Annotated in this window: 14 protein-coding genes, 5 tRNA genes and 1 other RNA gene; 18 read left to right on the top strand and 2 right to left on the bottom strand. The window is 50.4% G+C overall.

Annotated elements, in window-relative coordinates:
* Nucleotide 1: 1 nt before the first annotated feature.
* Entirely contained in the window at nucleotides 2-1,213 is a 1,212-nt protein-coding gene (locus tag ACKI5T_RS02565) for an alginate lyase family protein (RefSeq protein WP_407435320.1), read from the bottom strand.
* Nucleotides 1,214-1,239: 26 nt separating this feature from the next.
* Nucleotides 1,240-2,499 (bottom strand): MFS transporter, encoded by a 1,260-nt coding sequence (locus ACKI5T_RS02560; RefSeq protein ID WP_407435773.1) that lies wholly within the window; start codon nucleotides 2,497-2,499, stop codon nucleotides 1,240-1,242.
* Nucleotides 2,500-2,862: 363 nt separating this feature from the next.
* Here ACKI5T_RS02560 and ACKI5T_RS02555 point away from each other — a divergent pair, with 363 nt between their 5' ends.
* From ACKI5T_RS02555 to ACKI5T_RS02470, 18 genes are all read left to right on the top strand, one after another.
* Complete coding sequence (locus ACKI5T_RS02555; RefSeq protein WP_407435318.1) at nucleotides 2,863-3,618, top strand: oligogalacturonate-specific porin KdgM family protein; 756 nt, start codon at nucleotides 2,863-2,865, stop codon at nucleotides 3,616-3,618.
* Nucleotides 3,619-4,413: 795 nt separating this feature from the next.
* Nucleotides 4,414-5,982 (top strand): cytochrome ubiquinol oxidase subunit I, encoded by a 1,569-nt coding sequence (gene cydA / locus ACKI5T_RS02550; protein ID WP_012016630.1) that lies wholly within the window; start codon nucleotides 4,414-4,416, stop codon nucleotides 5,980-5,982.
* 15 nt (nucleotides 5,983-5,997) lie between these two features.
* Complete coding sequence (gene cydB, locus ACKI5T_RS02545) at nucleotides 5,998-7,137, top strand: cytochrome d ubiquinol oxidase subunit II (RefSeq protein WP_012016631.1); 1,140 nt, start codon at nucleotides 5,998-6,000, stop codon at nucleotides 7,135-7,137.
* Between the two features lie 14 nt (nucleotides 7,138-7,151).
* The gene (cydX, locus tag ACKI5T_RS02540; RefSeq protein WP_012016632.1) at nucleotides 7,152-7,265 is read left to right on the top strand and encodes a cytochrome bd-I oxidase subunit CydX; all 114 of its coding nucleotides are present in this window, start codon (nucleotides 7,152-7,154) and stop codon (nucleotides 7,263-7,265) included.
* Entirely contained in the window at nucleotides 7,265-7,558 is a 294-nt protein-coding gene (gene ybgE, locus ACKI5T_RS02535) for a cyd operon protein YbgE (RefSeq protein ID WP_131487663.1), read from the top strand. The genes cydX and ybgE overlap by 1 nt, the downstream gene beginning before the upstream one ends.
* 148 nt (nucleotides 7,559-7,706) lie before the next feature.
* Nucleotides 7,707-8,111, top strand: coding sequence for a tol-pal system-associated acyl-CoA thioesterase (gene ybgC / locus ACKI5T_RS02530; protein WP_012016634.1), 405 nt, complete (start codon nucleotides 7,707-7,709; stop codon nucleotides 8,109-8,111).
* Nucleotides 8,108-8,800, top strand: a complete 693-nt coding sequence (gene tolQ, locus ACKI5T_RS02525) for a Tol-Pal system protein TolQ (protein WP_071818725.1) — start codon at nucleotides 8,108-8,110, stop codon at nucleotides 8,798-8,800. The genes ybgC and tolQ overlap by 4 nt, the downstream gene beginning before the upstream one ends.
* Nucleotides 8,801-8,803: 3 nt before the next feature.
* Nucleotides 8,804-9,235 carry a colicin uptake protein TolR gene (gene tolR, locus ACKI5T_RS02520; RefSeq protein ID WP_012016636.1) on the top strand — a complete coding sequence of 144 codons (432 nt, stop codon included), beginning with the start codon at nucleotides 8,804-8,806 and terminating at the stop codon, nucleotides 9,233-9,235.
* 28 nt (nucleotides 9,236-9,263) lie between these two features.
* Nucleotides 9,264-10,484, top strand: a complete 1,221-nt coding sequence (tolA, locus tag ACKI5T_RS02515) for a cell envelope integrity protein TolA (protein WP_407435315.1) — start codon at nucleotides 9,264-9,266, stop codon at nucleotides 10,482-10,484.
* A 131-nt stretch (nucleotides 10,485-10,615) separates the two neighbouring features.
* Nucleotides 10,616-11,908, top strand: coding sequence for a Tol-Pal system beta propeller repeat protein TolB (gene tolB / locus ACKI5T_RS02510; protein ID WP_012016638.1), 1,293 nt, complete (start codon nucleotides 10,616-10,618; stop codon nucleotides 11,906-11,908).
* Between the two features lie 35 nt (nucleotides 11,909-11,943).
* Nucleotides 11,944-12,465: a peptidoglycan-associated lipoprotein Pal gene (gene pal / locus ACKI5T_RS02505; RefSeq protein WP_012016639.1), complete on the top strand. Its 522-nt coding sequence runs from the start codon at nucleotides 11,944-11,946 to the stop codon at nucleotides 12,463-12,465.
* A 9-nt stretch (nucleotides 12,466-12,474) separates the two neighbouring features.
* Nucleotides 12,475-13,269, top strand: coding sequence for a cell division protein CpoB (gene cpoB, locus ACKI5T_RS02500; RefSeq protein ID WP_012016640.1), 795 nt, complete (start codon nucleotides 12,475-12,477; stop codon nucleotides 13,267-13,269).
* A 161-nt stretch (nucleotides 13,270-13,430) separates the two neighbouring features.
* Nucleotides 13,431-13,506 (top strand) — tRNA-Lys (locus tag ACKI5T_RS02495).
* A 122-nt stretch (nucleotides 13,507-13,628) separates the two neighbouring features.
* Nucleotides 13,629-13,704: transfer RNA gene (locus ACKI5T_RS02490), tRNA-Val, on the top strand.
* Nucleotides 13,705-13,707: 3 nt separating this feature from the next.
* Nucleotides 13,708-13,783, top strand: a tRNA-Lys gene (locus tag ACKI5T_RS02485).
* A gap of 128 nt (nucleotides 13,784-13,911) precedes the next feature.
* Nucleotides 13,912-13,987, top strand: a tRNA-Lys gene (locus ACKI5T_RS02480).
* A gap of 30 nt (nucleotides 13,988-14,017) precedes the next feature.
* Nucleotides 14,018-14,093, top strand: a tRNA-Lys gene (locus ACKI5T_RS02475).
* Between the two features lie 29 nt (nucleotides 14,094-14,122).
* A non-coding RNA gene (locus ACKI5T_RS02470) (RtT sRNA) lies at nucleotides 14,123-14,245 on the top strand.
* The last annotated feature ends 24 nt before the right edge of the window (nucleotides 14,246-14,269 follow it).

Genomic DNA, 14,269 nt, shown 5'->3' with positions numbered 1-14,269 from the left:
ATTATTTTACCAGCGGAGAGCCGGGCATTAAGAAGTTGATATTATCGGCATTCTCTTTGCTCAGAATGGCGACGCTCTGCGTAAAGGTGGCATCTTTATAGGCTCGTGCCGCAGCCAACATCGGACCGGTAGCTTCCTCCGGGGTGTATTTCAGCTCTTTGTAAGGCCAGTTGCTGGCTGGTTTGCCAATTTGCTCGCTGATGAAGACAAATGCGCTTTTGGTGGTGCGGCTGTCGAGCTCGAAATTCCACACGTCATTGCCGGTCTGCTCCCCGTAACGCCCCATTCGGCCATAGGCGGCGAGGGCGAAACTGGAGTAATGGAAGGAGCGAGTGCGCTCAAGCTCCGCAGAAAGTTCGCCCTTGCTGTTGATCTGCGAGATCAGATGACGATGCTTAAAGATCTCAATCTGCTCTGTCGCCTGTTTTTTATCCCCGGTGAACAGCGAGAACGCGGTAACCTGGGTGTCGTACCAGGCTCCATGATTGTTGTACCAGTTCGCTTCTTCATGCCCGTTCTGACTGGTTTTCAGCCAGCGAGTGTAGTCAGCGTACCAGCGCTGGTAGCGTTTAAAATCCTGATCCGAAAGTGTTTTAGCGTTGTGTAACAGCACAATGCTGTCGGCGACATCAATCAGCACGCGGGTGTCGATAATGCCAATTCCCCGTCCGTTCACGATGCCCGGAATGGCCTGGGCATAGTTGAGATTCGGGTTCATCCGGGTTTCTTTGTGCAAGAACCAGGTTTGCAACTGAGTATTCGCCTTTTGCGCATACTTAGGGTCGCCGCTGTAGAACGCAGCCAGGGCTAACGCGCGGATGTCATCAGAGAAATGGGCCATCCTCTCGCTGTCCGTATCATCGGTTTTGGAGGACGGATTGATATGACCGTCGTCGCGGACGTAGGGGAGGTGGTCTTTGGTGTCCGGGTTTGGCCACCAGTAAGGGCCAAAACTGTAGTAATCGTGTTTGTTGCCGGAGGCCGGTAGCAGCTTTTTCTGCGTCACGCTGTACGGCGGATGCTGCAGGGCCGCATCGGCTTTTTTCATTAGCGCCTGAAGGGCTGGCGTGTAGGCGGCGTCATTCTGGGCGATCTTCGTTTTGATCTCCAGAATCTGCTGGCAGTCGTAAGTCAGGCAGGAATCCACAGCAGACTGGGCATACAGGGGGGCTGCACACAGCAGGCCGGTGAAACACAGTGTCAGAATTTTCATTTTTATCTCCCTCTTGATAATGCTATTCACGCGACCACAGGTTTCAATGCCGCGGCAGGATTTTTGATGAGCAGCCACAGGAATGCGGCACCGATCAGATCGAAAACACCCAGGCCGATAAAGAACGCGTTGTAGCCAACTACCGCGACCATCGCGCCGAGGAACAGGCTAAACGCAAAGTTGCCCATGCTGCCGGTAAAAGCAGCAAAGCCGGTGGCGGTGGCGACTTTTTGCTTCGGGAAAAGGTCAGACGACATGCTGATCACGGTAATCGACAGACACTGGTGGGCAAAACCGGCGATACAAAAGAGTGCAATGGCAGCATAGACGTTTTCGACGTAGCCGACTGCGGCCATGGACACCATCAGCAGTGCTGCGAAGGTAAAGGTGATGCGTTTGGCGTTGATAATGTGTACGCCGCGATTGTTGAGAAACTTCGAGATGTATCCGGCAGCCAGACAGCCCAGGTCTGCCGTCAGGAATGGCAGCCAGGCAAACATCGCGATTTCACTCAGATTCATATGACGCACGGTGACCAGATACAGCGGCATCCAGTAGTGCAGGGTTCCCCACGCCGGATCGGCCATAAAGCGCGGGAGTGAAATGGCCCACAGGTTTTTATCTTTGATCATCGAGCTGAGAGTCGCTTTCTCCGTCGTCACGACCAGACTGTTGTCCGCCTGAACTTCGTCATACTCCGCTTTGAGCAGCGCCGGATGGCTTTCCGGCGATCGATAGCACGCCAGCCACAAAATACTCCACAGAATCCCCATCCCGCCGGTGACCACAAACGACATCTCCCAGTTGTAGTTGAGGATTGCCCAGACCACCAACGGAGGCGCGAGCATCGCCCCGAGTGAGGTGCCGAGACTGTAGATCCCGCAGGCCAGCCCGCGCTCTTTCGCCGGGAACCACTCGGCGGTCACTTTCATACCCGCCGGATTAAATGCTGCTTCGGTCAAACCGAGGCCGCCACGCAGGCAGGCTATCGGCAGCCAACTGCTGAATAGCGCCGTCAGCATGTTGCATAACGACCACAGCGCCGCCAGCACGGCAAAGCTGATGCGCAGACCAAATTTATCGATGATGAAGCCGCAGGCGATCCCGCCTATCGCGTAGGTGAAGGGAAAGACGGAGACGATCCAGGAGTACTGCTCGCTGGACAAGTTCAGGGTTTTCATCATTTCTGGGGCCGCCACGCCCAGAGTACTGCGTGCCAGGTAGTTGATTATTGTGCCCAGCATGACCAGGGAAATAATATACCAGCGTAGTTTCTTTATCTTCATCATCGCTTCCATGAGTTGGTTGAAATTTCGTTGTTTTAAAAATGAAATGTAATTTCAATTTATCGTATGGAAAAATTTTATGATCATAATTGATAAGGGTCACAAATTTAAAAATAGGATGGGTAATAAATTATTTAAAAAACATATAGGCGGCATGAATTAGTTTTATTAAATCATTTACACAAATGATCTATTTTTCATAAATATAAAAACGAAACAGTATTTCAATGAAAAATGTGGGATTGATCTTATTTTTAAAAATATGCGGGTGAACTGTTTGTATTAATGAATATGATGCCTTCCTGTTGTCAACACCGAGTTCAATACTGCAACACGTTTAATAAAATATAAAAGGGATGAATTATGCAAAAGAAATGGCTATGGACATTACTGGCTTGTGTTACCGCATGCCCGGTGGTTTGTCAGGCGCTGACGTTTGACGTACGGGGCGGCTACAGGGCAGGCAGTCACTCGTATGAATCGCGGTACAAGGTCAGCGAAAGCTGGAAAACGGGTTGGTGGGCAAGTATTGAAACCGATAATAAAAACAATAAGAGTAATGGCCGGGGAGCCAATGGGGGTGATAAATCTGACGGTGCTCATTCATTAGGTGACAGCAAAACCGATTACAATGAAATAGAATCTAATTACACGATTCCGTTATCGGAAAAATGGAGTTTCCAGCCCGGTGGAATTTATCACTGGAGCAGTAACGGAACGCAAATACGCCCTTATCTCCGGCTGAATTATAAAATCACTCAGGATTTAAGTACGAGTTTACGTTATCGCTATGATTATAATACCTATGAAACCACGAATAGTGCAGGAGAGTCTCATCGGGATAGCGTTAACCGTCTGGACTTGTATCTGGGCTATAAAATCAACCCCAAGTGGAGTGTGCTCTGGCAGGGAACAGTATATAAACATGTTAATGATGATTATAAATATAAGAATGACAAATCCTGGTCAACGGAAAATGCCGTTACGCTGCGTTATAAATGGAACAGCTGGTTTAGCCCGTATGTGGAATATGATTATCTCGATAAACAGGGTTTCTACGAAGGGGAAGGGTGCATTGCTGAGTCGCGCTACCGCATCGGTATGACGTTTACGCTCTAAGCGGCAGCAAATCTGCCCGGCAGATGTGCCGGGCAGGAAGTGCGATGAACATCGGCATTTCTGTCGGCATGAGTCTGCACATGTCACCCTCAGCAGTACCCAACCTGACTAAAATTTACACGAACGGACCGGCTGAGACGTTTCGATGATCATTTCGTTAACGTTATAGTTGCATGACGGTGTTAATTGAAAGATGGCGTTGGGTGAAATAAATGTTATTTTTGCCTGGGCTATTGCCGTAATGGAAAAAGAAGTCTAAGCCACTATCCTTAAATGTTTGTCAGTTTTATAAAGCGAGACGACAAGCAACGTTAAAAAAAAACACTGTTGTTTATATCCCATTTCGCATTTGCTAACCAATGCCTCGATCAAATCTACATCTCATTAACATTGCATTTACTATGGCTAGTGCATTTAAACACCTTTAACAGAATCGCGCGTTTTTGATTTAAATCAATGTTTAATCCTTGGAAAAAGGCCACAAAAGGCGTTAAATTGTCCCCGATCAAATTGGCTGAAAAGTAGTAAATTCGCTATATATTGATCACCGTCGTAAAACGTAAATCTGATTCAATAAAAACCTGTTTATTGTAAGGGCTTTGCAGCGTATTATATTTACGGGATCAATTTGAGTTTTTAATTAACGTATTTGCAACCTTTCATCATGACTTTCTTCTTTTGCTGAAGTGAGTGACGAAGTAGGGACGCAGATAATTTTGTATTGGGGCATGCGTGTGAACCGCTTTAGGGCGTGATTCACTCTCGGAGTCTTCATGCGATGAGCAAGGAGTCATGATGTTAGATATAGTCGAACTGTCGCGCTTACAGTTTGCCTTGACCGCGATGTACCACTTCCTTTTTGTGCCACTAACGCTCGGTATGGCGTTCTTGCTGGCCATTATGGAAACGGTCTACGTCCTCTCCGGCAAACAGATTTATAAAGATATGACCAAGTTCTGGGGCAAGTTGTTTGGTATCAACTTTGCACTGGGCGTGGCGACCGGCCTGACCATGGAGTTCCAGTTCGGGACTAACTGGTCTTACTATTCGCACTATGTTGGGGATATCTTCGGTGCGCCGCTGGCCATTGAAGGTCTGATGGCCTTCTTCCTCGAATCCACCTTTGTAGGTCTGTTCTTCTTCGGTTGGGACCGTCTGGGCAAAGTCCAGCATATGGCCGTAACCTGGCTGGTGGCACTCGGTTCTAACCTGTCCGCACTGTGGATTCTGGTGGCGAACGGCTGGATGCAGAACCCTATCGCGTCTGATTTCAACTTCGAAACCATGCGTATGGAGATGGTTAGCTTCTCTGAGCTGGTCTTGAACCCGGTCGCACAGGTGAAATTCGTTCACACCGTAGCATCTGGCTACGTGTGCGGCGCGATGTTTGTTCTGGGCATCAGTGCCTACTATATGCTGCGCGGTCGTGACTTCGCTTTCGCCAAACGTTCTTTCGCCATTGCGGCGAGTTTCGGCATGGCGGCAATCCTCTCCGTTATTGTTCTGGGTGATGAATCCGGTTACGAAATGGGCGACGTACAGAAAACCAAACTTGCCGCTATCGAAGCAGAATGGGAAACCCAGCCTGCACCGGCAGCCTTTACCCTGTTTGGTATTCCTGACCAGGATGCGCAGGAAAACCGCTTTGCAATCCAGATTCCTTACGCGCTGGGCATCATCGCAACCCGCTCGGTCGATAAGCAGGTGACTGGCCTGAAAGATCTGCTGGTGCAGCATGAAGAGCGTATCCGTAACGGGATGAAGGCTTACGCGCTGCTCGAACAACTGCGTTCTGGTTCTACCGATCAGTCTGTTCGTGACCAGTTTAATGATGTGAAAAAAGACCTGGGTTACGGCCTGCTGTTGAAACGTTATACACCAAACGTTTCCGATGCGACCGAAGCGCAGATCCAACTGGCCACCAAAGACTCGATTCCTCGCGTTGCACCGTTGTACTTCGCCTTCCGTATCATGGTGGGCAGCGGCATCATTATGTTGCTGATTATTGGTGCGTCGTTCTGGTCCGTGATTCGTAACCGTATTGGCCAGAGAAAATGGCTGCTGCGCTCCGCGCTATATGGTATGCCGCTACCGTGGATTGCTATCGAATCAGGCTGGTTTGTTGCGGAGTATGGTCGTCAGCCATGGGCGATTGGTGAGGTGCTGCCAACGGCAGTGGCTAACTCGTCCCTGACCGCAGGCGATCTGATCTTCTCCATGCTGCTGATTTGTGGTCTGTACACCCTGTTCCTGGTGGCTGAACTGTTCCTGATGTTCAAGTTCGCACGCCTTGGTCCGAGCAGCCTGAAAACCGGTCGCTATCACTACGAACAGTCCACTGTGGCTACTCAGCCGGCACGCTAAGACAGGAGTCGTGAAATGATCGATTATGAAGTATTGCGTTTTATCTGGTGGCTGCTGGTCGGTATTTTACTGATTGGTTTTGCGGTCACTGACGGTTTCGACATGGGGGTGGGCATGCTCACCCGTTTCCTCGGTCGTAATGACACCGAGCGTCGAATCATGATCAACTCCATCGCCCCGCACTGGGACGGTAACCAGGTGTGGCTGATCACCGCAGGCGGCGCGCTGTTTGCTGCCTGGCCGATGGTCTATGCCGCTGCGTTTTCTGGCTTCTATGTTGCAATGATTCTGGTGTTGGCGTCTTTGTTCTTCCGTCCGGTCGGTTTTGATTACCGCTCCAAGATTGAAGACACTCGCTGGCGCAACATGTGGGACTGGGGCATCTTCATCGGTAGCTTTGTGCCGCCGCTGGTGATTGGCGTTGCGTTCGGCAACCTGTTACAGGGCGTGCCGTTCCACCTCGACGAGTATATGCGTCTGTACTACACCGGTAACTTCTTCCAGTTGCTGAACCCGTTCGGCCTGCTGGCAGGCGTAGTTAGCGTAGGGATGATCATTACTCAGGGCGCAACCTATCTGCAGATGCGTACTGTTGGTGAGCTGCACCTGCGTTCACGTGCTACTGCGCAGGTTGCTGCGCTGGTGACACTGGTTTGCTTCGCACTGGCTGGCGTTTGGGTTGTGTACGGTATTGATGGTTACGTGGTGACATCTGCCATTAATCACGCGGCGCCGTCTAACCCGCTGACGAAAGAAGTGGCTCGCCAGGCGGGTGCATGGCTGGTGAACTTCAACACTATGCCAGCGCTGTGGGCCATCCCGGCTCTGGGTGTGTTGCTGCCGTTGCTGACTGTATTGATGTCTCGTCTGGAAAAAGGGGCGTGGGCATTCGTGTTCTCTTCACTGACCCTGGCATGCATCATCCTGACTGCCGGTATTGCGATGTTCCCATTCGTGATGCCGTCCAGCACGATGCTTAATGCAAGCCTGACCATGTGGGATGCGACATCCAGCCAGCTGACGCTGAACTTGATGACCTATGTTGCTGGCGTGTTTGTACCGATTATTCTGCTGTACACTTCCTGGTGTTACTGGAAAATGTTCGGTCGAATCACCAAAGAAGACATCGAAAGCAACACCCATTCCCTGTACTAAGTAAGGAGCTGAATATGTGGTATTTCGCATGGATTTTAGGGACGCTTCTTGCCTGTGCATTTGGTGTCATCACTGCCCTGGCGCTTGAACATGTTGAAGCGTCTAAAGCGGGCGAAGAAAATCACTGATGATGAAAATTATCGCAATGCTTTATGCGGTAATGGATAAGCGCCCGTTAAGGGCGCTTTCCTTAGTGATGGCATTACTGCTGGCAGGTTGTATTTTTTGGGATCCTTCGCGCTTTGCAGCGAAAACAAGTGACCTGGAAATCTGGCATGGGTTACTCATCATGTGGGCGGTTTGCGCAGGTATCATTCACGGCGTGGGATTTCGTCCAAAAGCGGTACACTGGCAGGGGATCTTCTGCCCACTGATCGCAGATGTGGTGCTCCTTGCAGGATTGATCTTTTTCTTCAACTGAATAAGAACTGTCCGTTAATCTTATGGGCTTACCTGAGCCCATAAAAATTTACTCTCCGTTTACTTTCCCCCATTCCAAACCATCATTCCCGCGCGTATAGTAGCGAAGTTTGAAAGCTCCAACTTTTGTTGCATTACCGGGATGTAAAGTGAATACAACGCTGTTTCGATGGCCGGTTCGGGTCTATTACGAAGATACTGATGCCGGTGGTGTGGTTTACCACGCCAGCTACGTTGCTTTCTATGAACGAGCACGCACTGAGATGCTGCGCCATCATCATTTTAGCCAGCAGGTTTTGTTGGCTGAGCGTGTTGCCTTCGTGGTACGCAAGATGACGCTGGAGTATTTTGCACCCGCCAGACTCGACGATATGCTCGAAGTCCAAACGGAAATAACATCTATGCGCGGAACCTCAATGGTGTTCACGCAACGGATCGTCAATGCAGAGAATACAGTGCTGAACGAAGCAGAAGTACTGATTGTTTGTGTTGATCCACTCATTATGAAGCCTCGTGCGCTTCCTAAGTCTATTGTCGCGGAGTTTAAGCAGTGACTGACATGAATATCCTTGATTTGTTCCTGAAGGCAAGCCTTCTGGTTAAACTTATCATGTTGATTTTGATTGGTTTTTCAATCGCATCCTGGGCCATCATTATTCAGAGAACCCGTATCCTCAACGCGGCCAGCCGTGAAGCTGAAGCCTTTGAAGATAAATTCTGGTCTGGTATTGAGCTTTCTCGCTTGTATCAGGAAAGCCAAGGGCGTCGCGAAAATCTTTCAGGCTCCGAACAAATTTTCTATAGCGGTTTCAAAGAGTTCGCTCGTCTCCATCGCGCTAACAACCATGCGCCGGAAGCCGTAGTAGAAGGCGCGTCGCGCGCGATGCGCATTTCCATGAACCGTGAGTTGGAAACGCTTGAAAACCATATTCCGTTCCTCGGCACAGTGGGTTCTATCAGTCCGTATATCGGCCTGTTTGGTACCGTGTGGGGGATTATGCATGCCTTTATCGCGCTCGGCGCGGTGAAGCAGGCAACGCTGCAAATGGTTGCACCGGGTATCGCAGAAGCACTGATCGCGACCGCAATTGGTCTGTTTGCCGCTATTCCTGCAGTTATGGCTTATAACCGACTGAACCAGCGCGTGAACAAACTTGAGTTGAACTACGACAACTTCATGGAAGAGTTCACTGCGATTCTGCACCGTCAGGCGTTTACCAGCACCGAGAGTAACAAGGGGTAAACCATGGCCAGATCGCGTGGACGGCGAGGTCGTCGCGAACTCAAGTCCGAAATCAATATTGTACCGTTGCTGGACGTACTGCTGGTATTGCTGCTGATTTTCATGGCGACAGCGCCCATTATCACCCAGAGCGTGGAAGTTGATCTGCCGGATGCAACAGAATCACAGGCGGTCAGCTCCAATGACAATCCACCGGTGATCATTGAGGTTTCCGGCGTAGGGCAATACAGCGTTGTGGTCGAAAAAGATCGTATGGATCAGCTTCCACCAGAGCAGGTTATCGCTGAAGCGCAGCGTCGTCTGGGAGCCGATCCGAAAACGGTCTTCCTGATCGGCGGGGCGAAAGACGTGCCTTACGATGAAATAATTAAAGCGCTGAACTTGCTTCATAGCGCGGGTGTTAAGTCGGTTGGCTTGATGACGCAACCTATTTGATCATCTGCACAGTTTTTGGGAACCGATAGTGTCAAAGGCAACCGAACAAAACGACAAGCTTAAGCGAGCGATAATTATCTCGGCAGTGCTGCACGTCATTTTATTTGCAGCACTGATCTGGAGTTCGTTCGATGAGCATATAGATGCAGCAGCTGGCGGTGGCGGTGGATCTTCCATCGACGCCGTCATGGTAGATCCTGGTGCGGTAGTGCAAAACTTTAACCGTGAGCAGCAGCAACAGGCGAGTGCGAAACGTGCTGAAGAGCAGCGTGATAAACAGGCGCAGCAGCAAGCCGAAGAACTGCGTGAAAAGCAGGCTGCGGAGCAAGAGCGTCTGAAACAGCTCGAGAAAGAACGTTTGCAGGCGCAAGAAGCGGCAAAAGAGCAGGCGGATCAGCAAAAACAAGCTGAGGACGCGGCGAAGAAAGCACAACAGCAGCAGAAGCAAGCTGAAGAGGCGGCCGCCAAAGCCGCAGCGGATGCAAAAGCGAAAGCAGATGCTCAGGCAAAAGTAGCCGCTGACGCAGCGAAGAAAGCTGCTGCCGATGCGCAAAAACAAGCCGAAGCTGAAGCCGCTAAAAAAGCTGCCGCTGATGCGCAGAAAAAAGCGGAAGCCGAAGCCGCTAAGAAGGCTGCTCAGGAAGCCGAGAAAAAAGCCACTGCTGATGCTGCTAAGAAAGCTGCAGCAGCAGAGAAAGCCGCCGCAGAAAAAGCGGCTGCTGCTGAGAAGGCTGTCGCCGATAAAAAAGCCGCGGCTGCAGAAAAAGCTGCCGCAGATAAGAAAGCGGCTGCCGATAAAGCTGCTGCAGCAAAAGCCGCCGCAGCCAAAAAAGCCGCGGCAGATAAAGCCTCTGCGTCAGATGTTGACGACCTCTTCGGTGATTTGAGCTCAGGTAAGAATGCACCGAAAACGGGCGGTGGAGCGAAAGGAAACAATGCGTCACCAGCAGGAAGCGGTAACACTAAGAATAACGGCGCTTCGGGTGCTGAAATAAGTGGTTATGCCGGGCAGATAAAATCCGCTATTGAAAGTCGATTTTATGATGCCTCATCTTACGCCGGCAAAACGTGTACGTTGCGTATAAAACTGGCGCCAGATGGTATGTTGCTCGATATTCAGTCCGAAGGGGGCGATCCAGCCTTGTGTACTGCAGCTCTTGCTGCGGCGCGCCAGGCGAAAATGCCAAAACCACCTTCGCAGGCGGTTTATGAAGTCTTTAAAAATGCACCGCTGGACTTCAAACCTTAAGTCATTTTTTCTGTGCAAAGTAGAAAAAATAGGCCAGGTTTAGTCGCAGGGTGTCGGTAGTTTTGTTTATTTGAGTTTGTTAACATTCTGCTAATTATCGTGGGTAATGTTACTCAGATAAGGGAGATATAATGAAGCAGGCATTACGTGTAGCTGTGAGTTTCTTTATGCTGTGGGCAGCTGTGCTGCACGCAGAAGTACGTATTGAGATCACCCAAGGGGTGGACTCGGCACGTCCGATTGGTGTTGTTCCGTTCCAGTGGGCGGGCCCTGGTGCCGCGCCTGAAGACATTGGCGGCATCGTCGCTGCTGACTTACGTAACAGCGGGAAATTTAACCCATTAGATCGCTCTCGTTTGCCACAGCAGCCGGGAACCGCGCAGGAAGTTCAACCTGCTGCATGGTCTGCGCTGGGTATTGATGCGGTGGTGGTAGGGCAAGTAACCCCGAGCCCGGATGGCGACTACAACGTGACTTACCAGCTGGTGGATACTGGTGGCGCACCAGGTACAGTGCTGGCTCAGAACACTTATAAAGTGAACAAGAAATGGCTGCGCTATGCGGGTCACACCGCGAGTGATGAAGTGTTCGAGAAACTGACCGGTATTAAAGGCGCTTTCCGTACCCGTATCGCTTATGTCGTTCAGACCAACGGCGGTCAGTTCCCGTACGAGCTTCGCGTTTCTGACTACGACGGTTACAACCAGTTCACCGTGCATCGCTCTCCGCAACCACTGATGTCACCGGCCTGGACTCCAGACGGTTCTAAGCTGGCATACGTGACTTTCGAAAGCGGACGTTCAGCACTAGTTATCCAGACGTTGTCTAATGGCGCGGTCCGTCAGGTCGCTTCGTTCCCGCGTCACAACGGTGCTCCAGCATTCTCTCCGGATGGCTCCAAGCTGGCGTTTGCCCTGTCTAAAACAGGCAGCCTGAATCTTTATGTCATGGACGTTGGTTCCGGTCAGATTCGTCAGGTGACGGATGGTCGCAGTAACAACACTGAGCCAACCTGGTTCCCGGACAGCCAGAATCTGGCGTTTACGTCCGATCAGGCGGGTCGTCCACAGGTTTACAAAGTTAACGTCAATGGCGGCACACCGCAGCGTATTACCTGGGAAGGTTCACAGAACCAGGACGCCGATGTTAGCAGCGACGGTAAAACGATGGTAATGGTGAGTTCAGCTGGTGGTCAGCAGCACATTGCCAAACAAGATCTGGTGACGGGTGGCGTACAAGTATTGTCGTCAACTTTCCTGGACGAAACGCCAAGTCTGGCACCTAACGGCACGATGGTAATCTACAGCTCTTCTCAGGGGATGGGATCCGTGTTGAATCTGGTTTCTACAGATGGGCGTTTCAAAGCGCGTCTTCCGGCAACTGATGGACAGGTAAAATCACCTGCCTGGTCGCCGTATCTCTAAATAATAATTAATTGATTACTAAAGGAATCTTAGAAATGCAACTGAACAAAGTGCTGAAGGGGCTGATGATCGCTCTGCCTGTAATGGCAATCGCAGCGTGTTCTTCTAACAAGAATGCAAGCAACGACCAGAGCGGCGAAGGCATGATGGGCGCTGGTACTGGTATGGACGCTAACGGTAGCGGCAACATGTCTTCTGAAGAACAAGCTCGTCTTCAGATGCAGCAGCTGCAGCAGAACAACATCGTTTACTTCGATCTGGATAAATTCGATATCCGTTCTGACTTCGCTGCGATGCTGGATGCACACGCTAACTTCCTGCGTAGCAACCCATCTTACAAAGTCACCGTAGAAGGTCATGCTGACGAACGTGGTACTCCAGAGTACAACATCTCCCTGGGTGAACGTCGTGCTAACGCCGTTAAAATGTACCTGCAGGGTAAAGGCGTTTCTGCTGACCAGATCTCCATCGTTTCTTACGGTAAAGAAAAACCTGCAGTACTGGGTCACGACGAAGCGGCTTACTCCAAAAACCGTCGTGCTGTACTGGTTTACTAAGAGAATTGCATGAGCAGTAACTTCAGACATCACTTGTTGAGTCTGTCGTTACTGATTGGTATAGCGGCCCCCTGGGCCGCTTTTGCTCAGGCGCCAATCAGTAGTGTCGGCTCAGGCTCGGTCGAAGACCGTGTCACCCAACTCGAGCGTATTTCTAATGCTCACAGTCAGCTTTTAACCCAACTTCAGCAGCAACTTTCTGATAACCAAAATGATATCGATTCTCTTCGTGGACAAATCCAGGAAAGTCAGTATCAGTTAAACCAGGTTGTCGAACGTCAGAAGCAGATTTTGTTGCAGATGGATAGCCTCAGCAGCGGTGCTGCGGGTGCGCAACCTGCGGCTGGAGATCAAACAGGCGCTGCAACAGCAACGCCTGCACCGTCAACAGGTGCGTCGGCCTCTGCTGGCGCTCCTGTACAAAGCGGTGACGCGAATACTGACTACAATGCAGCGATTGCCCTGGTTCAGGACAAATCTCGTCAGGACGATGCAATCGCGGCGTTTCAAAGCTTCGTGAAGAAATACCCTGATTCGACTTACCAGCCAAATGCAAATTACTGGCTCGGTCAGCTGAATTACAACAAAGGGAAAAAGGATGATGCGGCGTTTTATTTTGCCTCAGTGGTAAAAAACTACCCCAAATCACCAAAAGCATCTGATGCAATGTTTAAGGTCGGCGTGATCATGCAGGATAAAGGCGATACTGCAAAAGCGAAGGCAGTGTATCAGCAGGTGGTCAGTAAGTACCCAGGCACTGAAGGCGCTAAACAGGCGCAAAAACGTCTTGGTTCGATGGGATGAGTATCGCATGACCAGAAATCGCGTTTTTTCTGGTCGTGCCGCCTGATTCGTAAGCAGTTAAGTGATCTTCATCGAAATTTTTGTTGCGCTCAATTCTTAAATCAGTAATATATGCCGCCGTTGCCAAGGGATATCAAACACCCCAAAAGCAGCAAAATAGTGGGTCGTTAGCTCAGTTGGTAGAGCAGTTGACTTTTAATCAATTGGTCGCAGGTTCGAATCCTGCACGACCCACCAATCGTTCTGGTGGAACGCGATAGTAAAACGTGAAGGATAACGTTGCGTCAGCAACGGCCAGTAGGGCGAGGCGAAGCCGAGTCATCCTACATGACACACCACAAAAAATTACAGCAGTACAAGGGTGATTAGCTCAGTTGGTAGAGCACCTCCTTTACACGGAGGGGGTCGGCGGTTCGAGCCCGTCATCACCCACCATTTGGGTCGTTAGCTCAGTTGGTAGAGCAGTTGACTTTTAATCAATTGGTCGCAGGTTCGAATCCTGCACGACCCACCAATTTAATATCTGATTAAGATGTTAAACGTGAAGAGTAACTTTGCTTCAGCAACGGCCCGAAGCCGAGTCATTCTGCACGACTCACCAATTTAGATTGGTAAAATGTAAAATTCAGGCAGCACCCGAATGGGTCGTTAGCTCAGTTGGTAGAGCAGTTGACTTTTAATCAATTGGTCGCAGGTTCGAATCCTGCACGACCCACCAGCCTGAATAAAGAGAAGTAAATCCCGAAAGGGGTCGTTAGCTCAGTTGGTAGAGCAGTTGACTTTTAATCAATTGGTCGCAGGTTCGAATCCTGCACGACCCACCAATGTAAAAAAGCGCCCTAAAGGCGCTTTTTTGCTGTCTGCGATTTGAAAGATTCGAACCTGCTGCAGGTTCGAGCCGAACGCAGTGAGGCACCGGAGCCGCAGGCGACGGCCCGGAGGGTGAACAACGAGAATCATCCTGCACGACCCACCAATGTAAAAAAGCGCCCTAAAGGCG

The organism is Lelliottia sp. (assembly GCF_045627565.1).
Lineage (GTDB): Bacteria > Pseudomonadota > Gammaproteobacteria > Enterobacterales > Enterobacteriaceae > Enterobacter.
This window is presented reverse-complemented; position numbering and strand designations above follow the sequence as displayed.